At 64.2% G+C, this 20,145-nt stretch carries 17 protein-coding genes; 10 read left to right on the plus strand and 7 right to left on the minus strand.

From position 1 onward, the window contains the following. Positions 1-30 precede the first annotated feature (30 nt). The gene (locus tag J2Z17_RS08260; RefSeq protein ID WP_209943857.1) at positions 31-1,842 is read left to right on the plus strand and encodes a GGDEF domain-containing protein; all 1,812 of its coding nucleotides are present in this window, start codon (positions 31-33) and stop codon (positions 1,840-1,842) included. Positions 1,843-2,087: 245 nt separating this feature from the next. Next, positions 2,088-2,747, plus strand: coding sequence for a glutathione S-transferase family protein (locus J2Z17_RS08265; protein ID WP_209943858.1), 660 nt, complete (start codon positions 2,088-2,090; stop codon positions 2,745-2,747). 20 nt (positions 2,748-2,767) lie between these two features. Here the strand turns inward: J2Z17_RS08265 and J2Z17_RS25385 are convergent, their stop codons facing one another. Beyond that, entirely contained in the window at positions 2,768-2,983 is a 216-nt protein-coding gene (locus tag J2Z17_RS25385; RefSeq protein ID WP_209943859.1) for a KTSC domain-containing protein, read from the minus strand. A 247-nt stretch (positions 2,984-3,230) separates the two neighbouring features. On the opposite strand from J2Z17_RS25385, the gene J2Z17_RS08275 reads away from it, so the two are divergent. Then, entirely contained in the window at positions 3,231-3,653 is a 423-nt protein-coding gene (locus J2Z17_RS08275) for a VOC family protein (protein WP_209943860.1), read from the plus strand. Between the two features lie 411 nt (positions 3,654-4,064). After that, positions 4,065-4,229 carry a hypothetical protein gene (locus J2Z17_RS25185; protein ID WP_245223958.1) on the plus strand — a complete coding sequence of 55 codons (165 nt, stop codon included), beginning with the start codon at positions 4,065-4,067 and terminating at the stop codon, positions 4,227-4,229. Between the two features lie 54 nt (positions 4,230-4,283). Here the strand turns inward: J2Z17_RS25185 and J2Z17_RS08285 are convergent, their stop codons facing one another. Beyond that, positions 4,284-5,291 carry an asparaginase gene (locus J2Z17_RS08285; RefSeq protein ID WP_209943861.1) on the minus strand — a complete coding sequence of 336 codons (1,008 nt, stop codon included), beginning with the start codon at positions 5,289-5,291 and terminating at the stop codon, positions 4,284-4,286. Positions 5,292-5,362: 71 nt separating this feature from the next. Between J2Z17_RS08285 and J2Z17_RS08290 the strand changes: the two genes are divergently transcribed. Then, positions 5,363-6,139, plus strand: coding sequence for a DUF3750 domain-containing protein (locus tag J2Z17_RS08290; RefSeq protein WP_209943862.1), 777 nt, complete (start codon positions 5,363-5,365; stop codon positions 6,137-6,139). A 349-nt stretch (positions 6,140-6,488) separates the two neighbouring features. Here the strand turns inward: J2Z17_RS08290 and J2Z17_RS08295 are convergent, their stop codons facing one another. The 3 genes from J2Z17_RS08295 to J2Z17_RS08305 all read right to left on the minus strand — a co-directional run bounded on the left by J2Z17_RS08295 (position 6,489) and on the right by J2Z17_RS08305 (position 11,946). After that, on the minus strand, positions 6,489-8,405 hold the full coding sequence (locus J2Z17_RS08295; protein WP_209943863.1) for an O-linked N-acetylglucosamine transferase, SPINDLY family protein: 1,917 nt from the start codon (positions 8,403-8,405) through the stop codon (positions 6,489-6,491). Positions 8,406-9,046: 641 nt separating this feature from the next. Next, positions 9,047-10,063, minus strand: a complete 1,017-nt coding sequence (locus J2Z17_RS08300) for an NAD(P)H-quinone oxidoreductase (protein ID WP_209943864.1) — start codon at positions 10,061-10,063, stop codon at positions 9,047-9,049. Positions 10,064-10,140: 77 nt separating this feature from the next. Continuing rightward, entirely contained in the window at positions 10,141-11,946 is a 1,806-nt protein-coding gene (locus J2Z17_RS08305; protein ID WP_209943865.1) for a bifunctional diguanylate cyclase/phosphodiesterase, read from the minus strand. A 227-nt stretch (positions 11,947-12,173) separates the two neighbouring features. On the opposite strand from J2Z17_RS08305, the gene betI reads away from it, so the two are divergent. The 4 genes from betI (at position 12,174) to betA (ending at position 17,827) form a co-directional block, all read left to right on the plus strand. After that, entirely contained in the window at positions 12,174-12,761 is a 588-nt protein-coding gene (gene betI, locus J2Z17_RS08310) for a transcriptional regulator BetI (RefSeq protein WP_209943866.1), read from the plus strand. A 244-nt stretch (positions 12,762-13,005) separates the two neighbouring features. Beyond that, positions 13,006-14,535, plus strand: coding sequence for a choline-sulfatase (betC, locus tag J2Z17_RS08315; RefSeq protein WP_209944315.1), 1,530 nt, complete (start codon positions 13,006-13,008; stop codon positions 14,533-14,535). A 2-nt stretch (positions 14,536-14,537) separates the two neighbouring features. Continuing rightward, on the plus strand, positions 14,538-16,001 hold the full coding sequence (gene betB / locus J2Z17_RS08320; protein WP_209943867.1) for a betaine-aldehyde dehydrogenase: 1,464 nt from the start codon (positions 14,538-14,540) through the stop codon (positions 15,999-16,001). A 173-nt stretch (positions 16,002-16,174) separates the two neighbouring features. Next, positions 16,175-17,827 (plus strand): choline dehydrogenase, encoded by a 1,653-nt coding sequence (betA, locus tag J2Z17_RS08325; RefSeq protein ID WP_209943868.1) that lies wholly within the window; start codon positions 16,175-16,177, stop codon positions 17,825-17,827. A gap of 23 nt (positions 17,828-17,850) precedes the next feature. On the opposite strand, the gene J2Z17_RS08330 is transcribed toward betA, so the two are convergent. Together J2Z17_RS08330 and J2Z17_RS08335 are read right to left on the minus strand one after the other, a co-directional pair. After that, complete coding sequence (locus J2Z17_RS08330) at positions 17,851-18,150, minus strand: type II toxin-antitoxin system RelE/ParE family toxin (protein WP_209943869.1); 300 nt, start codon at positions 18,148-18,150, stop codon at positions 17,851-17,853. Next, a complete protein-coding gene (locus J2Z17_RS08335) occupies positions 18,147-18,419 on the minus strand; it encodes a YlcI/YnfO family protein (RefSeq protein WP_209943870.1) in 273 nt (90 codons plus the stop codon). The genes J2Z17_RS08330 and J2Z17_RS08335 overlap by 4 nt, the downstream gene beginning before the upstream one ends. 341 nt (positions 18,420-18,760) lie before the next feature. Between J2Z17_RS08335 and J2Z17_RS08340 the strand changes: the two genes are divergently transcribed. Beyond that, positions 18,761-20,143 carry a chloride channel protein gene (locus J2Z17_RS08340; RefSeq protein ID WP_209943871.1) on the plus strand — a complete coding sequence of 461 codons (1,383 nt, stop codon included), beginning with the start codon at positions 18,761-18,763 and terminating at the stop codon, positions 20,141-20,143. Positions 20,144-20,145: the final 2 nt, after the last annotated feature.

Here is a 20,145-nt window from a genome sequence, read left to right on the forward strand (position 1 = left end):
CTCCCTTTGGATACTGGGAGAACGCGGTCCATGCTGCTCAAACTACAAAACACGATCCTCGAACTGATCGCCAAAGGGGCCGATCTCAAACATTCCGTCGATACGCTCTGTCGCTCCGTCGAGGAGCTCATGCCGGACGTGGTCTGCTCGGTGCTGTCGCTGGAGGCGGACGGCCGCCTCTACCACCTGTCCAGCCCAGGCCTGCCGGCCTCCTATGCCGATGCGATCAACGGAACGCCCGCCGGAGAAGGCGTCGGATCCTGCGGCACGGCAGCGGCACGCGGCGAACAGGTGATCGTCACCGACATCGCCACCCATCCCTATTGGCGCGACTTCAAGCATCTGGCACTCGACATCGGGCTGAAGGCCTGCTGGTCGTCGCCGATCTGCTCGCAGGACCAGGTGCTCGGCACATTCGCCTTCTATTTCCGCACCGCGCGCGGCCCAAGCGAGATGGAGCAGCGGCTGGTCGCGGCCTGCGTCCATATCTGCGCGCTGGCGATCGAGCGCGAGCAGCGGCTGAAGGAGCGCCGCCGCTTTGCCCAGACCGATCCGCTGACCCAGATGCTCAATCGCGGCGCCTTTACCGAAGCGCTGGCCGAGGCCGAGGCCTCCGGCGAAAGCTGGGGCCTGCTTCTGGCCGACGCCGACAATCTGAAACTGGTCAACGACCGGCTCGGCCACAAGGCCGGCGACGACCTGATCATCGATATCGGCAAGCGGCTATCGGCCCTTCCGCCGCAATGCCGCTCGTTCCGGCTCGGCGGCGACGAATTCGCCGTCATCATCGCCAATGTCGAGGAACAGGATCTCGGCGTCATCGCCCAGACCTTGCTGCGCGACATGAAGACGGCCGGAGAAGTCGGCGGACAAAAACTGTTCCCCTCGATCACCATCGGCGGCGCGGTCGGCCATCCCGGCAGACCGGCAGAAGAGACCCAGCAGAACGCCGACCACGCGCTCTACCACGCCAAAGAGCGCGCCCGCGGCACCTTCATGCCTTACCGCCCTGGCTTCGGCAGCACCATTACCCGGCGCTACCAGGCAATCGAGCAGGTCTCCGACGCCCTTCGCGAGGCACGCGTCGAGGCCCATTACCAACCGCTGATCGAGATCGACAGCGGCCGGATCATCGGCCTGGAGGCCCTTTGCCGGATCCGCACGACCACAGGCGAGATCGTCGCCGCCCAGCATTTCCACGAGGCGATCCGTGACGGCGACAGGGCCCATGCGATCACCGAACGGATGCTCGCTCATGTGGCGCGCGATGTCGGCGACTGGAACCGGCGGGGGCTTTTCACCGGCCGTGTCGGCATCAATGTCGGGGCGGCCGACCTTTACCGCGACAACCTGCTCGCCCGCGTCGGCGAGGCCTTTTCCGGCACCGGCATTGCCCTGTCGCGAATTGTCATCGAGGTCACCGAGTCCGTCTATCTCGACCAGCGCGACCAGACCGTGCCGCAGCGGCTTGCCGAATTGCGCGAAGCCGGCGTGGTCGTCGCCCTCGATGATTTCGGCACGGGTTTCGCCTCGCTCACCCATCTGCTGACCGTGCCGGTCGACATGCTGAAGATCGACCGCAGCTTCGTGCAGAGCCTGCTCAAGGACAATCCCGGCTCGGTCATCATCAAGGGCATTATCGACATTGCCCATGGTCTCGGCATCGGCGTGGTGGCCGAGGGCGTCGAGACGATCGAGCAGCAAACGCTGCTGCGCGCGCTCGGCTGCGAACGCGCCCAGGGCTTCCTCTATGCAAGGGCATTGTCGCCGGCGGCCATGGAAACCCTGCTGCAGGGACAATGGGTGGAACCGACCGAGATCGCCATATCTGCCAGCGCCTGACGAAGAGGCCGATCGCATGGCGAGGGCACAGGTTTCGCGCCTTGGCCGACAACGCAGTATTTTCACCGGCAGCTTCGAAGACGCCTCACGCTCGCATGCGGAATCGCGCTGGAGCACGTCCCGTAAACACGCGTTCACCGGACCTGCTCCAGTTGTTGTTTTTACGCATTTGCGGACAGAAGACCACGACTACACTTTTCCTGGAAATGCTCTAGGCTCGCGATCTCATCCATCGCGAGGTCTTCATGCTCACCGTCTATGGCGTCTATCGGTCGCGCGCGACCCGACTTTTCTGGCTGATCGAGGAGCTTGGTATCGCATTCACGCAGGTGCCCGTCATCCAGGCCTACCGGCTGGACGACCCGATGGCCGCCGACGCGCCGCTCAATACCCGCTCGCCCGACTTCCTGAGGGTCAATCCCTTCGGCGCGATCCCGACCATCGACGACGACGGCCTGGTGCTGCATGAATCGCTCGCGATTCCACTCTATCTGGCAAAAAAGCACGGCGGTCCGCTCGGCCCCGCGGATCTGGCCGAAGACGCGTTGATGCTGCAATGGTCGCTGTTTGCCGCAACCGAGATCGAGGCGAATGCCCTGAAGCTCTATTATCTCTGCGCCGAGGGCAGGCTGGACCATGAAGCCGGCAAGGCGGTGGCAAAGGCGCTGGTGCGGCTGCTCGACCGGCCGCTGAAGGCGCTGGCTGCCCGACTGGCAGATCACCCCTTCCTCGTCGGCGACCGGTTTACCGTGGCCGACATCAACGTGGCGGAGATCGTCCGCTATGCCTCCTCCCATGCGCCTGTCATGCACGCTCACCCGGTGGTCGCGGCGTGGCTGAAACACTGCCAGGCGCGGCCGGCCTTCCAGGCGATGTGGGCAAGGCGCGAGGCGGAGGCGCTCTGACGAGGCCGAACGCGTCCCGCTCAGCGCAGCCGCCTTATCGGGTAATCGCCCTTGCGGATGTGAAGGTGGTAATAGGTGCCGGGCGACTGGCAGGTGACAAGCATGCGGTACACGCTTTCGGGCACCTCGGCGATCTCGTAGACGCCGCCGCGCCGCATCTCCAGCTGCAACCGCGCCTTGCCGCTGTCATAGGTGGCGGAGGCGATTTCGCGCGACGTGAGAAAAACGGTGTCCACGGTCCCTTCCTTCATGACTGGAATTCTCGCGGCGGCGGCCGACAGGGTGAAAAACGCGCTACTGATGCCATTATGCCGCGTGATCGACACTTGAGACAACCCTGTCCTGTGCGGGGATTTTTGCTCGGAACGACCGGTATCGGCAAATCGGAGACGGGATGACACATGGCTGTCGTCAGAAAACCATTTCACAGCTGTCGCAGACCTGTTCTATTCTCGCCCATCGCCCTTGCCGGAGACCCTGCCGATGCGTCCGTTCCACCTTGCCTTTCCGGTCACCGACCTCGCGGCGACCCGCCGCTTCTACGGCGAGGTGCTGGGCTGCAAGATCGGCCGGGAAAGCCCCGGCCACTGGGTGGATTTCGATCTGTTCGGCCACCAGCTCTCGGCCCATCTGCGCGCCGAAATGCCGGCCGACCGCGTGGCCGGTGGCGCGGTCGACGGCGATGTCGTGCCGATCCCGCATTTCGGCGTGATCCTGGCGATGGGGGAATTTCTGGCGCTGGTCAAACGGCTGGACGCCGACCCCTCGACCCGCTGGGGCCTGAAGCCGAAACTGCGCTTCGAGGGCGAGAGTGGCGAGCAGCGCACGATGTTTATCTACGACCCCTCCGGCAACGCGCTGGAGTTCAAGGCCTTCGCCGACGATCTGCAGATTTTTGCGGTATGAGCACCAGGTCGGCAACGACCAATCCGCTGCCATTTCGCCCGTGAGCAGTCGCTGACATGGCGCTCGCTGTCCTCACCGGGGCATCCGGATCCGGCAAGACAGCCATCGCCCGCACCATTGCCACGCGATATCCGGGAATACGGGTGTTCCATCTCGACGATATCGGTGTCCCTTCTCTCGAGGAAATGACAAGGCAGTTCGGATCGCCCGAGGCCTGGCAGCGATCGGCGCTCATCACGTGGATGGCACGGCTTGCTCCCCTCCTGCACGACGGGGCCGATATCGTCTTTGAAGGGCAGGCTCATCTTGCCTTCGTTTCGGAGGCCGCAAGAGCAGCCGGCGTCACAGACCATTTCGCCGTGCTGGTGGACTGCAACGAGGCTGTGCGTACGCGACGGCTGGTCGTCGATCGTGGACAGCCGGAACTGGCCGGCCGAGATGATGGGCTGGGCCGCCTATCTGCGCCGCGAGGCCGAAGTCGCACAGTGCACCACCCTCGACACCTCCGACCGGACACTCGATGACTGCGCCGATGCCATCAGAACGTTGCTGGAGAAAGCCAGGCAGGCAGGATAGCCCTCATGCGTTGTGCAATCGGCCGGAGACCTTCGCCCCCGACCGACAAGGGCGTCAGACAAACAACGCGTCAGTCACGCGGATGGCGCCGACATCGATGCCGTTCCAGTTGATGAGCGGCCTTTGCGCCATGGAGAGCAGCGCCTCGCGCTCCGTGCTTTCGGGCTCGAAATACCGTGCGAGCAGGCCGGCGATCATCGCCTCGGCGCCGCGCTTGGCGCCATCGTCGCATTTGACCGCGATCGACAGGCCCTTCTCCGGCAGCACGGCGCAGAACACGCCCTCGGCGCCGGTCTTGGCAAAGATCTTGCCGGGGGCGACTTCCATCAGTTCCGTGCAGAAGCGCTTGGTGCCGGCGACATAGAAAGGTTCGGCCATGCAGGCTTCCATCAGCCGCTTCGAGGCGGCGGCGCGGCCGGCCTCCAGTCCAGCACCGGTACCCATCCGGGCAAAGCCGCGGGCCAGCCCGACCAGCGGCACGGCATAGGTCGGGATCGAGCAGCCGTCGGTGCCGCAATTGTCGTGGCCGAGAACGGCGCCGGTCAGGCTTTCCATGACGCTGCGAATTTCCGCCTGCAGCGGGTGGTCGTAGCCGACATATCCCTTCGGATCGACGCCCATATGGGTGCAGGTGCAGACGAAGCCCGCATGCTTGCCCGAGCAATTGTTGTGCAGGGCATTCGGCTTGTCGATGGTGCGCGCCTGATGGATCAGGGTTGCCTGGTCGGACGACCAGTGGGCGCCGCATTCGAGTGCGCTCTCGTCGCGCCCGGCGCGGGCCAGCATCGCGCCTGCCAGTTCCACATGGGCATCCTCGCCATTGTGCGAGGCGCAGGCGATCGCCAGTTCCCGGTTGCCGAAGCCATAGGCGTCGGCAGCCCCGCTCTCGACCAGCGGCAGGGCCTGCATAGCCTTGCAGGCGGAGCGCGGGAAAACGCCGGCTTCGACATCGCCGGCGGAGAAGACCACATCGCCGTCGCCATCGACCACGACGGCCAGGCCACGGTGGCGGCTTTCGACATGATCGCCACGCATGACTTCGACGGTAACGGGATTGTTCATGGAAACTGCCTCCAAATGCACGAGATTGTCTCGCACATAGACCGAAACCATCGCAAATGCAGGGGCAAAATTTGAAATTTCTGAAAAGACTGCTGCTGACACTCGTCGTGGTCTTCATCCTGCCGCCGCTGGTCTCGGCAGGGTTGTGGATATCGGCTGACCGGCCGCAGTCCTACCGCGATGCCAACTGGTCTTCGGCCGGCATCCTGCCGCGGGCGGGCGAGAGCCGTCCAGCGGCGATCTACGTCTTTTCGGCGATGACCGGCGGCCTGAAGGGGGCTGTCGCCAGCCATGCCTGGATCGTCACCAAGGCGCGGGATGCAGCGGCCTATACCCGCTACGACAAGCTCGGCTGGGGCACGCCGATCCGGCGCAATTCCAGGGCTGCCGACGCCTACTGGTATTCCAACCGGCCGCGGCTGGTGGCAGCGTTGCATGGCGAGAGCGCCGAAAGGCTGATCCCGAAGGTCGAGGCGGCGATTGCCGGTTACCCACACGCGCGGCCCGGCGACTACCGGATCTATCCGGGTCCCAATTCCAACAGCTTTGCAGCCCATGTGCTGCGCCAGGTGCCGGAACTCGGCGCCGTTCTGCCGCCCGACGCGGTCGGCCGCGACTATCTCGCCGGCGGGCAAGTCTTTTTTGCGGACAGCGACGGGCGCGACTATCACCTGAGCCTCGGCGGGCTGGCGGGCATCAATGCCGGCGCCCGCAGCGGCCTGGAAATCAACCTTTTCGGCCTCGTCTTCGGCGTGGCACCCGACCTGGCGCTGAAGGTGCCGGCCTTCGGCATGGTCCGCCCCTGGGCGGGCCGGCGCGATGCGGTGACCGGGATGGAACAGATTTGAGGAATTGCGGGATGCCCTCAGCACCTCCCAGAAATGGAAAAAGAGCCGCTCTCGCGACCCTTTCCCATGAAATTCGGCCTGGTTTCAGACCCGGATCTCACATCGATCCGAAGAAGGTGCGGATCACGCCGAGGGCTGCCTCGACAAAACCGTTACCTTTCCAAAGTCCTTACCGAGCACCGTAATCTCATTAGACATTGGACCACCTCCTTTCGTTTCGTTGAACACTGACAAGGAAGGTAGGCGCAAAATTCGCGAACGGCAAGTGTGCGCTGAACACTTGGTTTTGCAGTGCGAAAGAATGCTTGAATTGACGTCGCAGCGCCGGTTGGTCGGGCACAGATTCGGCCTAGGGTCCGAACGGCTCGCCACGCGGCGGCAAGGCGGCGACGTCGATCAGTTCGGGGGCCAGTCCGGACCTGGCGCGGGCAGCCATCGCCTCGTAAGCCGCCTCCAGGTGGCGGGTGAAGCGTTCACCGTCGAACAGCGGCGCCCGAAGGCGGTTGTTCTCCAGCCGCTGACGGAAGGCAAAGAGGAGCTGCGGATCCTCGGCCAGACGCACCGCCAGATCGACGAAGCTCTCCTCGTCGGCGCAGACCAGTTCGGGCAGGCCGATGGCGTTGAGCAGGCTTTCCGACACCCGGCCGGCAAAGGCGGTGCCATGCAGCGACAGGATCGGCAGGCCGGCCCAGAGCATGTCGGAGGTCGTCGTGTGGCCGCTGCAGGGGATGGCGTCGAGCCCCACATCGGCAAGCGGCAGCCGCGAGACGTGCCGGTCATAGGCCGTCATGCCGGTCAGCACCACGCGCTCGCGCGCGATGCCCGCCGCCTCCAGCGCCTTCAGGAAATTCTCCCCGGCAAAGGCGCTCGGCATATAGACCCAGAACACCGCGTCCGGCACCTGTTTCAGCACCCGGCACCAGAGGTCGAGGGTGGCGGGCGTGATCTTGTAGGTGGCGTTGAACGAGGCGAAGATGAAGGCATCTTCCGGCAGGCCGTGGTCCGCCCGCTCCGTATATTCGGGCTTCGGCCGGGTCTGCCAGTTGTTCGCCTGATAGGTTTCCGGCAGGCGGCAGAGCGTTTCGGAGAAATGCGCGATGCTGCTGTCGGGCGTGACGATCCTGTCGGTGATCGCATAGTCGAGATCTATGCCGGTGACGCTGCCCGGGAAGCCGAGATAGGTCGCCTTGACCGGTGCGTCCGAGGCATTGACGATGCCGAGCCGGGCCCCCATCGTGTGGCCCTTGAGGTCGACGAGGATATCGACGCCATGGCTTGCGATGACGGCCGCGGCCGCCTTGTCGTCGAGATGGTCGATGCGGATGACGGCCTTTTGCAGCGCCTCCGGCCAGCTGGCCTGCTGGGTGGCGATCGCCGGGGGAGTGTAGCAGAACAGCTTGATGCGGAAGCGTTGCGGATCATGCCTTCCCATGACCTCGCGAAACAGCGTCATCGTCGCGTGATCGAAGAAGTCATTGGAAAGATAGCCGATGGTGATCGGCGCACCTTCAGGCGAAAAGGCCCGACGCTGCGGCGGCCTGTCTGCGACACGCGCTCCGGCATATTTGAGGCTGTCCTGCGACGGGCGGGCATTCAGCGCCTCGTCGCCCGACCACAGAATCCGGGCCAGCGCCGCCTCGCCGGACAGCAGAGCCTGCGCCTGCGGCGTGTCGGGGGTGCGCATGATCGCCTCGTATTCGCGCTGGACGTCGAAGGCGCAGACCTCGCGGCTGACGGCATAGCGCGAGATCTGCAGGAAGAGATTGTCCGGATTGGCGCTGGCGGCGGCCTGGAGCTCGGCCCAGAGCTGCTCGAACCGGCGCGTCAGGCGCTGGAAATTGATGATCAGCGCCATGTGCCGGTCGTTGGCGCGATCGAGATGCGCCAGAAGCGGCGCCAGCCTTGCCCGCTCTCCGAGCGTGAAGAGCACGTTGGCGACCTCGAAGGCGAAGGCACTGTCGCTCGGGTTCCGGTCGACCGCATCCGGGCCGATTTCGGCCACCCGGTCACGCCGGCCGGCGCCGAGATAGAGGGTGGTGGCAAGTTTCAGGAACTCTGGAGCCTTGGCCGGCGTCAGCCCGGCCGCCTCGCTGAAGGCATCGGCTGCAGCCTCGCGGTGACCGAGCTTGAACTCGATATTGCCGATCAGCGCCAGCAGTCCGCCCCTTTGCGCTCCCGAATTGGGCAGCGCGCGGCTGGCAAGCTTCAGCGCCTGCGGCAGGCGGCCGGCCTGATATTCCTTCATCGCCGCTTGCATGTCACTCATCGCCTGGCCCTCTTCCGATCCCGATCCTCGTCTCCGACAGAACATCTCTCCTTATCCCGCCCGGCATGGCAAGGGGGCCTAGCAAGCCGGCATTGCCCGAAGCTTTTCCGGAGGGACATTGGAAGTTTGGTGGTACTTCCTGATCGCCGTCGCTGCTGCGGAAGATGTCGGTTGTCGGCATGTCTGGCCTACCCCCCTCTGGCCTGCCGGCCATCTCCCCCTCAAGGGGGGAGATCAGCTGGGCGCGACCGATTGTTTCCGGCGCTGACATTAGGTCTGCTTTTCTGGCCTCCCCCCTCTTGCCTACCCCCCTCTGGCCTGCCGGCCATCTCCCCCTCGAGGGGGGAGATCAGCTGGGCGCGGCCGATTGTTTCCGGCGCGGACATTGAGTCCGTCTTTTAAGACCTCAGAGCGATAGCGGTTGGAATGGTGCAGAGATGATGGCTGGCCATGTTGTTGTCGACAGCCAACCGCCAACTCCTGACGCGTTAACCCATGAAGCTACGATTTCAGACGCCTGGGGGTGACCGGAGAGCCCGCCCCAAGCCGATCTGCCCCCTTGAGGGGGAGACGGCCGGCAGGCCGGAGGGGGGTATGCCGCGCTCAGCCCATCCCGGGCCATACCGGCAAAGCCCCGGATCTTACCCCACCGTCAGCACGATCTTGCCGACATGGTCGGATGTCTCCATCCGCCGATGCGCGTCGACCACCTGGTCGAAGGGCAGCACGGTGTCGATGACCGGTGCCACCTTGCCGGACTCGAGCAGCGGCCAGACCTGGCCCTGCAAATCGTCGCGGATCGCGCGCTTTTCGTCCGCCGTGCGTGGCCGCATGGTGGAGCCGGTTACTGTCAGGCGCTTGACCATGATCGGCGCGAGATTGGCGTTTTCGACGGTCGGGCCGCCGAGAAAGGCGATGATAGACAGGCAGCCGTCCTTGGCAAGGCAGGCAAGGTTCTGCTGGAAATAGCGTCCGCCGACCATGTCGAGCACGACGTCGACGCCGCGGCCGTCCGTCTCGGCCTTGATCACCTCGACGAAATCCTCGCTCTTGTAATTGATCGCGCGGGCCGCCCCGAGATCGGTACAGGCCTTGCACTTTTCCGCCGAGCCGGCCGTGACATAGACCGTCGCGCCGAAAGCCCTGGCCAGCTGGATCGCGGTCGTGCCGATGCCGGACGAGCCGCCATGAACCAGCACGCTCTCGCCTTCGGTCAGTCCCGCCATCTGGAAGAGATTGGCCCAGACGGTGAAGAAGGTTTCGGGCAGAACGGCCGCCTTGACCGCGTCGTACCCCTTGGGCCAGGGCAGCGTCTGTCCGGCCGGCAGCAGGCAATACTGGGCATAGGCGCCGCCGTTCGCCAGCCCGCAGACCTTGTCGCCGACGGCAAATTGCGAAACACCCTCGCCGAGCGCCACCACCTCGCCCGACAGTTCCAAGCCGAGAACGGGGCTTGCATCCTTCGGCGGCGGATAGGTGCCCTGGCGCTGGGCGACGTCCGGCCGGTTGATGCCGACGGCCTCGACCTTGACCAGGATTTCTCCGGGTCCCGCCACCGGCACCGGCCCTTCGGCGATCTGCATGACCTCCGGGCCACCGGCGGCACGGACGTCGACGAATTGCATCCTGTCGGGAAGGGATGGGGCGGTCTGCGGCATGGCGTGCTCCTGCTTTGTAACAGCCCCCTACTTAGGGCATGGCCGCTGCTACGCAAAGGTGGCGAGGCGACAGCGCTTCAACCCTGCTCGTCAAAAGCGCGGATGAACAGGCCGTGCTCGCTCTCCTTGGCATGGCCCTTGACCTCGGCGATCACCGCACTGACACGGCCGATATCCTCGATCACCAGATCGGCCGGCAGTTCCACCACGCCGATCGAGCAGCGCATCAGCTGGAACTCGCGGGCGAATCCCTGGCGGTCGTGGCCGCGGATCAGGCCGCGGCGGCGGTCTTCCTCGGAATAGAGGTCGATCACGTCATGCTGGAAATCGGACAGCAGGCGGTCGAGGATCTCGGTCAGTTCGCCGCGAGACCAGTCGCGCACCCCGATGAAGAAGTCGTCGCCGCCGACATGGCCGAGGAAATCGCCCTCGGAGAAGAAATAGCGGCGCATCAGGGCGGCAAACAGGGTGATCGCATGGTCGCCGAGCTGGAAGCCGTAATGGTCGTTGAACGGCTTGAAATTGTCGAAGTCGCAGTAGCAGAAGAACCTGACATCGTCGCCGTCCCGGCCGGCCTGCTGCATGTAGTCGCGGATCGAGCGGTTGCCGGGAAGCCCGGTCAGCGGGTTCTGCTCCTGCGCCGTCTTCAGCTGCTTCTCGTTGATCACCCGGATCAGCGAGGCGGCCGAGACGATGCCGGCATAACGCATGTTTTCCGTCAGGATGACGCAGTCGGAGCCATCCATGTTGGCGAAGATCGAGGTCAGGCGCTCGGCATCGGCATCCAGGCCGACGATCGGCGCGCGGGTGACGAAGGCGGAGATCGTCTTCTCGTAGAGCTTGTTCTTCAGCAGATCGCGGCCGAACGGCTGGTAGATGAATTCCTTCAGATGATATTCATTGATCGTGCCGCGCGGCTCGCCATTGGCGTTGAGCACCGGAAAGAAGGTCTGCTGCGGATTGCGGCGGAAGAGATCGAAAACGCTGTCGATCGTGTCGTTCTCGTAGACCGCGGGCAGTTTCTCGATCTGCTTGCGGATCAGGATCTCGTCGAGGCTCTGGTTGCCGGCGCGGCGCTTGCCGAGATCGGCCAGATGCGGAAAGCCGGGCGCGAGTTCGGACAGAAAGGTCGTCGGGCGTGCGACGAACCAGCCCTGCACGAGGTCGACGCCGAATTCGCGGCAGGTCAGGAATTCCGCTTCCGTCTCGATGCCCTCGGCGATCACCCGCACCCCGAGCACATGGGCGATATTGACGATGTTCTTCACCAGGTGGCGCTTGCGCGGGCTGCTGTCGAGATCGCAGATGAAGTGGCGGTCGATCTTCACATAGTCGACGGGATAGTCGCAGAGCAGCTTCATCTCGCCATGACCGACGCCGAAATCGTCGATCGCCAGCTTGAAGCCGGAACGGCGCATGGTCTCGACAAGCGCCGGAAATTCCGGATGGTCGGTGTTGTCGAAGCGCTCCGACAGTTCGAAACAGACCGAGGAGGGCGGTATCGACGCCTTGCGCAGATGGTCGAGAAGCACCTCGATCAGCACCTGGCCGTGCGGGATCAGCCGGACGTCGAGATTGAGAAACAGCGTCGCGCCGGCGTGGTCGGGAATGGCTGCGAATTTGGCGAGCGCCCGGGTCGCGACCATCTGTTCGAGCAGCAGCAGGTGGCCGGCGTCATGGGCGCCGTCGAGCAGGTCGACCGGGGTTTCGAAGCCGATCTTCTCCTGGCCGCGCATCAGCGATTCATAGCCGAAGACCGCACCTGTGCCGGCTTCGACGATCGGCTGGAAGGCATTTTCGACGACAAGCTTGGCAAGCGACAGCAACTGGTCATTGGCAAAGCCACGCACTATTCCGGCACTCGCCACGGCTTCCGCGTTCATTCGAATATTCTCCAAAACCACTTTGTTTTTATGGGTTTAATACCGTCTGCAAATCCTCAAGAAACGGTTTCCGGCATGTGACAGTTTGATGAAATCTGCGCGCTGTCACGCCCCTCCCCGCCGCTTGCAGACCGGCGTGTTTCGGAACGGGGCTTGCATCCGGATGCGCTTTCGTGTTTTTAATTGACTGATCAATCAATAAAACGCGAACGCCAAGAAGGAGCCCGATGCCGAAGGTCGGAATGGAGCCTGTGCGCCGAAAGGCCCTGACCGACGCTGCGCTGCGCGCCATCGGCCAGCATGGCTCGCTTGCCGTCACCATGTCGGAGATCGCCCGGCAAGCCGGCGTCTCGCCGGCGCTCGCGCATCACTATTTCGGCTCGAAGGAACAGTTGCTTGTGGAAACCATCCGCGAGCTGCTGCGCTCCCTCAGGCGCGATGCGATCGAGGCGCTGGGATCGGCGCCGACCCAGAGGGCACGGCTGTCGGCGGTCATCGCCGTCAGCTTCGACACCGCCCAGTTCGCGCCCGAAACGGTGGCGGCCTGGCTTGCCTTTTACGGCGAGGCCCAGCGCTCGGAAGAAACCCGCCGGCTGCTGGTGGTCTATGCCAGGCGCCTGCGCTCGAACCTTCTGTCGGCGCTGAAAACCCTCTGCCCGATCGACGACGCGGCGCGGATCGCCGAAGGCACCGCCGCGATGATCGACGGCCTCTATATCCGCCAGAGCCTGCAATCCGCCCCGATCAGTTCCAAGGCCTCCGTCGCCCTCGTGGAGAACCATCTCGATGCGCAGCTGAAGGAATTCGGCGCATGAGCGCACAGGCCAACATGGGGCTCCTGCGGCCTGCCGGTCGACGTCGCCACGAGGGTGGAACCATCGCCTGTGCGGCAATGCCCCTCCCCAACCCTCCCCCACAAGGGGGAGGGCTTCACCCAGCCACAACCTTTGCCGTGGAAATCGAGCGGCTTTCGCGAGCCTTCTCACCCCTTATGGGGGAGATGCCTGAAGGCAGAGGGAGACTTTTCACCACATGACCGCACTTCGGGAGCCTGATACCGTGACTGCCAACAAGCCGAATATCCTGATCATCATGGTCGACCAGCTGAACGGGAAGCTTTTCCCCGACGGTCCGGCGGACTGGCTGCATGCGCCGCACATGAAGGCGCTGGCGGCGCGCTCGGCGCGGTTCAAGAACAACTATACCTCGTCGGCGCTCTGCGCACCGGCCCGCGCCTCGTTCATGGCCGGCCAGTTGCCGAGCCGCACGCGGGTCTATGACAATGCCGCCGAATACATCTCGTCGATCCCGACCTTCGCGCACCATCTGCGCCGCGCCGGCTACTACACCGCGCTGTCGGGCAAGATGCATTTCGTCGGTCCCGACCAGCTGCACGGTTTCGAGGAACGGCTGACGACCGACATCTATCCGGCCGATTTCGGCTGGACGCCGGACTATCGCAAGCCGGGCGAGCGGATCGACTGGTGGTATCACAATCTCGGCTCGGTGACGGGTGCCGGCGTCGCCGAAATCACCAACCAGATGGAATATGACGACGAAGTCGCCTTCCTCGCCAACCAGAAACTCTACCACCTCTCCCGCGAGAACGACGACCAGGGCCGCCGCCCCTGGTGCCTGACGGTGTCCTTCACCCATCCGCACGACCCCTATGTCGCGCGCAAGAAATTCTGGGATCTCTACGAGGACTGCGAGCACCTGCTGCCGGAAGTCGGCGAGATCCCGTTCGACGAGCAGGATCCGCATTCCAAGCGCATCATCCATTCCTGCGACTACGACAACTTCCCCCTGACGGAAGACAATATTCGCCGTTCGCGGCGCGCCTATTTCGCCAACATTTCCTATCTCGACGAAAAGGTCGGCGAGCTGGTCGATACACTGACGCGCACCCGCATGCTCGACAATACCTATATCTTCTTCTGCTCCGACCATGGCGACATGCTGGGCGAGCGCGGATTGTGGTTCAAGATGAACTTCTTCGAGGGATCGTCGCGGGTGCCGCTGATGATCGCCGGTCCCGGGATCGATGGCGGGCTCTACGAGACCCCGACCTCCAATCTCGACGTCACACCGACGCTCTGCGACCTGGCCGGCATCTCGATGGACGAGATCATGCCCTGGACCGACGGCATGAGCCTGAAGGGGATGATGAACGGCGCGGAACGCACGGCCCCGGTGCTGATGGAATATGCGGCCGAAGGATCCTATGCGCCGATGGTGGCGATTCGCGAGGGCAAGTGGAAATACACCCACTGCGAACTCGATCCGGACCAGCTGTTCGATCTGGAGGCAGACCCGCTCGAATTGACCAATCTTGCCGGCGATCCCGCCCATATCGCTGTGCTCGAGGGCTTCATCGCCAAGCGCCAGGCGCGCTGGAACATGGCGGAATTCGACGCCAGCGTGCGCGAAAGCCAGGCACGCCGCTGGGTGGTCTATGAAGCGCTTCGCAACGGCAGCTATTATCCCTGGGACCACCAGCCGCTGCAAAAGGCATCCGAGCGCTACATGCGCAACCACATGGACCTGAACATCCTGGAAGAATCCAAGCGCTACCCGCGAGGAGAATGAACATGAAGACCCAACCGCCCGCCTCCCACTTCATCGACGGCGAATATGTCGAGGACACGAACGGCACCGTCATCGAAAGCATCTATCCGGCGACCGGCGAGGTCGTCGCGACGCTGCATGCCGCAACGCCTGCGATCGTCGACAAGGCCGTTGCCTCGGCCAAGCGCGCGCAGAGCGAATGGGCAGCCATGAGCCCGACGGCGCGCGGCCGCATCCTGCGCCGCGCCTCCGAGATCATGCGCGAGCGCAACCGCGAACTCTCGGAACTCGAGACGCTCGACACCGGCAAGCCGATCCAGGAAACCATCGTCGCCGACCCGACCTCGGGCGCGGACGCGCTGGAATTCTTTGGCGGCGTGGCACCGGCCGCAATGAACGGCAGCCATATCCCGCTTGGCGGTGACTGGGCCTATACGACGCGCGTGCCGCTCGGAGTCGTCGTCGGTATCGGTGCCTGGAACTATCCGCAGCAGATCTGCTGCTGGAAGGCGGCGCCTGCCCTGGTGGCCGGCAATGCCATGGTGTTCAAGCCGTCGGAAGTCACCCCGCTCGGCGCGCTGAAGATCGCCGAGATCCTGATCGAGGCCGGCCTGCCCAAGGGCGTGTTCAACGTCATCCAGGGCGACCGCGAGACCGGTCCCCTGCTCGTCGGCCACAGGGATGTCGCCAAGGTCTCGCTGACGGGCTCGGTGCCGACCGGCCGCAAGGTCGCGGGCGCCGCCGCAAGCCAGCTGAAGCATGTCACCATGGAACTCGGCGGCAAGTCGGCGATGATCGTCTTCGACGACGCCGATATCGAAAGCGCGATCTCGGGTGCCATGCTCGGCAACTTCTATTCCACCGGCCAGATCTGCTCGAACGGCACGCGCGTCTTCGTGCAGAAGGGCATCAAGGAGAAATTCCTCGCCCGGCTGAAGGAGCGGTCCGAGACGATCATCATCGGCGATCCACAGAAGGAAGAGACCCAGATGGGCCCGCTCGTCTCGCGGGCGCAGCGCGAGAAGGTGCTCGGCTATATGGAGAAGGGCAAGGCCGAAGGCGGCAGGCTGGTGACCGGCGGCGGCATCCCGAACGCCGTGTCGGCCGAGGGCTATTACGTCCAGCCGACCGTCTTTGCCGACCTCAAGGACGACATGACGATCGTCAAAGAAGAGATCTTCGGGCCGGTGATGTGCGTGCTCGACTTTGACACCGAGGAAGAGGCGATCGACCGCGCCAATGCGACCGAATTCGGCCTCGCCGGCGGTGTCTTCACCGCCGACATGACCCGCGCCCACCGCGTGGTCGGCCGTCTGGAGGCGGGCATGGTATGGATCAACACCTACAATCTGTGCCCGGTCGAGGTCCCCTTCGGCGGCTCCAAGCAGTCCGGTTTCGGCCGCGAGAATTCGCTGGCGGCGATCGAGCACTACACGGAGTTGAAGACGATCTATGTGTCGATGGGGCCGTGCGAGGCACCGTATTGAGATGATGCGGCCAATCTCCCCCTCGAGGGGGAGATCTCGGCGCAGCCGACAGAGGGGGTGAACGTTGGCCACCCCGCTCTGCGTTACCCCCCTCTGCCCTGCCGGGCATCTCCCCCTCAAGGTGGGGAGATCATCACCGGCAAAAGGCCTGCCACGACAACGGGAACATCGACATGAACCAGGCAGATTACATCATCATCGGTTCCGGCTCCGCGGGCTCGGCAATGGCTTACCGTCTGTCCGAAGACGGCAAGCACACCGTCATGGTGCTCGAATATGGCGGGTCGGATTTCGGGCCCTTCATCCAGATGCCGGCGGCGCTTGCCTGGCCGATGAGCATGAAGCGCTACAACTGGGGCTATCTGACCGAACCCGAGCCGAACCTCAACAACCGCCGGATCACCGCGCCGCGCGGGAAAGTGATCGGCGGGTCGTCGTCGATCAACGGCATGGTCTATGTGCGCGGGTCGGCGCAGGACTATCAGCGCTGGGAGGATGCAGGTGCGAGCGGCTGGAACTATGCCGACGTGCTGCCCTATTTCAAGCGGATGGAAACCTCGCATGGCGGACAGGAGGGCTGGCGCGGCACCGACGGGCCGCTGCATGTCCAGCGCGGCCCGGCAAAGAACCCGCTCGTGCAGGCCTTTGTCGAGGCGGGCGCGCAGGCGGGTTTCGAAAAGACCGCCGACTATAACGGCGAAAAACAGGAAGGCTTCGGCCTGATGGAGCAGACCATCTGGAAATCGCGCCGCTGGTCTGCCGCCAATGCCTATCTGAAGCCGGCCCTGAAGCGCGACAATGTCGAACTCGTGCGCTGCTTTGCCCGCAAGGTGGTGATCGAGAACGGTCGCGCCACCGGCGTCGAGATCGAGCGCAACGGCAAGATCGAGATCGTGAAGGCAAACCGCGAGGTGATCGTCGCGGCCTCCGCCTTCAACTCGCCGAAGCTCCTGATGCTGTCCGGCATCGGACCGGCGGCGCATCTGCAGGAGATGGGCATCGAGGTCAAGGTCGACCGCCCCGGCGTCGGCGCCAACCTGATGGACCACCTGGAATTCTACTTCCAGCAGGTCTCGACCAAGCCGGTTTCGCTCTATTCCTGGCTGCCCTGGTTCTGGCAGGGTGTGGCGGGGGCGCAATGGCTGTTTTCCGGCACCGGGCTTGGCAGCTCCAACCAGTTCGAATCATGCGCCTTCGTGCGCTCGGCACCCGGCATCAAGCAGCCCGACATCCAGTTCCACTTCCTGCCCGTCGCGATCTCCTATGACGGCAAGGCAGCCGCCAAGAGCCACGGCTTCCAGGTGCATGTCGGCTACAATCATTCCAAGTCGCGCGGCAATGTGACGCTGAAGTCCAGCGACCCGATGGCCGATCCGCTGATCCGGTTCAACTATATGAGCCACGAGGAAGACTGGGTGAAATTCCGCCATTGCGTGCGGCTGACCCGCGAGCTGTTCGGCCAGAAGGCGTTCGACGGTTTCCGTGGACCGGAGATCCAGCCGGGCGAGCATGTGCAGACAGACGACGAGATCGACGCCTTCCTGCGGGAACACCTGGAAAGCGCCTATCATCCCTCCGGCACCTGCAGGATGGGGGCTGCAACCGATCCGTTGGCGGTGGTCGATCCGGACTGCCGGGTGATCGGCGTCGAAGGCCTGCGTGTCGCGGACTCCTCGATCTTCCCCGACATTCCCTACGGCAATCTCAACGGCCCCTCGATCATGACCGGCGAAAAGGCCGCCGACCACATTCTCGGCCGCCAGCCGCTGCCCCGCTCCAACCAGGAGCCGTGGATCAATCCGCGCTGGGAGACCAGCGACCGGTAAGGCAAAGGGTTCCGGCGCGGGGGCTAGTGGTAGTCGTCCTCGCGCTGGTGGCGAACAGCGAGGACTGAGATCACATCCGCTCCGTCTATCCGATAGAGCACGACAAAGCCGGACGAACCGAAAGGCACCAGCAGTTCGCGTAGCAGGGCGTCATCGCCGGGCGCCTTGCGATGGCTGAAGGGGAAATGCTCAAGCTGACTGATGGCGGGCGCTATTGCCTCATAGGCGCGGGCGGCGAGATCCAGATCGTACATGATCAGGTAGTCGTAGAGACGATCGAAATCGTTCAGCGCCGTCTGGGTGTAGCGCAGCGTGTATTTCATCTCTTCCGGCTAGCCTTCGCAGCCTCGAGCTTTCCTTTCAAAAGTGAAAGCACGTCTTCCGATGTGTAGAACACACCTGTGCGTTCCGCTTCGGCAAAGCCGGCAATTCCGCGCGCGATGAACTCGGACTGGGTCTTGCGGAAATGGATCTGCGCCTTGACCGAGGCCTCGACGAAGGCCGACAGGGTCTCACCGTCTTCCAGCACGCTTTCCGCCGCGGCGCGAAGCTCGGGATCGACCCGCAGGGAGGGAAGGCTTGCAGTCTTCATGACAGGTCTCCTGCGTTGCAATTGCGATGCAAGATTAGTCTATCCGGTTCGACATGCCTAGGGTCATCCTTCCCCGAACGCCCGGGATGATGATGTCGGCCCCGAACCCGACACAGCCTGCCGCCGCATGTCCCTGCGCCAGCATGCGCGATTGTTTACCGCGCCTGCATGAAGCCGCTTCAAAAAATGCCCGAAAGCCAAGGATTTCATTTGCTTTCCTTGCCAACAAAATCCGATCCGCGTTAAGGGTTCATAATCGCATTCGCTCCATGATGACCCTGCCGCCATCCGGTCTCCATGGATAATTCCCCCCGTTATTTTGCGCGAAGACGCCGAAGCACATGGCCACTAGTTACAAGAAGCTGAAGATGCTCAGGCGATCCCGCGTGATGTGGGGATCGTGGCGGCTTTGGCGGCCAAGGGTGGTGTTCTGGGCGGGCGCGCTGGCCATCGGCCTGATTTCGGTCGGCTTTGCCAAAATGGCGGATATCGCCCAGGACCTGTTCCACACCATGCTTGGCGGGGGCGAGTATAATTTCCTGCTGCCGCTGATCCTGACGCCTTGCGGCTTCGCACTCTGTTGCTGGCTGGCCTTCACCGTCTTTCCGGCCTCCCAGGGGTCCGGCATCCCCCAGGCGATCGCCGCCAGGCATCTGCGCCGCGACGACGAGCGCAACCGGCTGCTGTCGCTCAGGGTCGCAGCCGGCAAGATCGCGCTGACGATTGTCGGCCTGTTCTGCGGCGCCTCGATCGGTCGCGAGGGACCGACCGTGCAGGTCGGCGCCTCGATCATGCTGCTCGCCGCCCGCATCGGCGGCATGGCGCAGGCGCAGGGCCTGATCCTGGCCGGGGCCGCCGCCGGCATCGCGGCCGCCTTCAACACGCCGCTGGCCGGGATCGTCTTCGCCATCGAGGAGATGAGCCGCACCTACCAGGCGCGGGCGAACGGCCTGGTGCTCACCGCCGTCATCCTCTCAGGCCTCGCCGCCCTCGGCACGGTCGGCAGCTATACCTATTTCGGCTCGGCCTCGATTGCGGTGCATTCGGCCCGCGAATGGGCGGCCGTGATCGTCTGCGGCATCGGCGGCGGCTTTTTCGGCGCCATCTTTTCGGCCGGCGCCCTCCGTCTTTCAAGGCGGATCCGACGCTGGGCCGCCCCCCAGCCGATGATGCGCAATGTCGCGATGGCGGCGGGCTGCGGACTGCTGGTCGCCATCATCGGCGTCATCTCCTCCGGCAGCACCTTCGGCACCGGCTATGAACAGGCCCGCAGCGCCATCGAGGGCGAACCGCTGCCGCTGTTCTATTTCCTCGGCAAGCTTGCCAGCTGTTTCCTGTCGATGGTGTCGGGCATTCCCGGCGGCATCTTCGCCCCGTCGCTCTCGGTCGGCGCCGGCTTCGGCAGCACGGTCGGGCAGGTTCTGGGCGTCTCGGTCGGCCTGGCAGCCGTGCTCGGCATGGCCGGCTATTTCGCCGGCGTCGTGCAGGCGCCGATGACCGCCTTCGTCATCATCCTGGAAATGACCGACAGCCATGAAGGCGTGATCTCGCTGATGATCGCCGCCATGCTCGGCTATCTGACCTCGCGAATGATCTCGCGCGAGCCGCTTTATCACGGGCTGTCGCGCATCTGGGTGGCCGAGAGCATCCGCATCCAGCGGGCCGCGGCCAAGGCGGAAGCCGACGCGGCAGACACCGGCGAGCCGGTCGCCCCGAAGGCCTGAAG

Origin of the sequence: Heterorhizobium halophytocola, from assembly GCF_017873095.1 — a bacterium.
Classification (GTDB): Bacteria; Pseudomonadota; Alphaproteobacteria; order Rhizobiales; family Rhizobiaceae; genus Allorhizobium; species Allorhizobium halophytocola.

Excerpts from the sequence above, each read along its gene's own strand:
- betA (WP_209943868.1), top strand. The coding sequence starts at position 16,175 with ATGAACCAGGCAGATTACATCATCATCGGTTCCGGCTCCGCGGGCTCG.
- J2Z17_RS08295 (WP_209943863.1), bottom strand. The coding sequence starts at position 8,405 with ATGAGTGACATGCAAGCGGCGATGAAGGAATATCAGGCCGGCCGCCTG.
- J2Z17_RS08275 (WP_209943860.1), top strand. The coding sequence starts at position 3,231 with ATGCGTCCGTTCCACCTTGCCTTTCCGGTCACCGACCTCGCGGCGACC.
- J2Z17_RS08340 (WP_209943871.1), top strand. The coding sequence starts at position 18,761 with ATGGCCACTAGTTACAAGAAGCTGAAGATGCTCAGGCGATCCCGCGTG.
- J2Z17_RS08335 (WP_209943870.1), bottom strand. The coding sequence starts at position 18,419 with ATGAAGACTGCAAGCCTTCCCTCCCTGCGGGTCGATCCCGAGCTTCGC.
- J2Z17_RS08260 (WP_209943857.1), top strand. The coding sequence starts at position 31 with ATGCTGCTCAAACTACAAAACACGATCCTCGAACTGATCGCCAAAGGG.
- betB (WP_209943867.1), top strand. The coding sequence starts at position 14,538 with ATGAAGACCCAACCGCCCGCCTCCCACTTCATCGACGGCGAATATGTC.
- J2Z17_RS08300 (WP_209943864.1), bottom strand. The coding sequence starts at position 10,063 with ATGCCGCAGACCGCCCCATCCCTTCCCGACAGGATGCAATTCGTCGAC.
- J2Z17_RS08330 (WP_209943869.1), bottom strand. The coding sequence starts at position 18,150 with ATGAAATACACGCTGCGCTACACCCAGACGGCGCTGAACGATTTCGAT.
- betI (WP_209943866.1), top strand. The coding sequence starts at position 12,174 with ATGCCGAAGGTCGGAATGGAGCCTGTGCGCCGAAAGGCCCTGACCGAC.
- J2Z17_RS08285 (WP_209943861.1), bottom strand. The coding sequence starts at position 5,291 with ATGAACAATCCCGTTACCGTCGAAGTCATGCGTGGCGATCATGTCGAA.
- J2Z17_RS08305 (WP_209943865.1), bottom strand. The coding sequence starts at position 11,946 with ATGAACGCGGAAGCCGTGGCGAGTGCCGGAATAGTGCGTGGCTTTGCC.
- J2Z17_RS08265 (WP_209943858.1), top strand. The coding sequence starts at position 2,088 with ATGCTCACCGTCTATGGCGTCTATCGGTCGCGCGCGACCCGACTTTTC.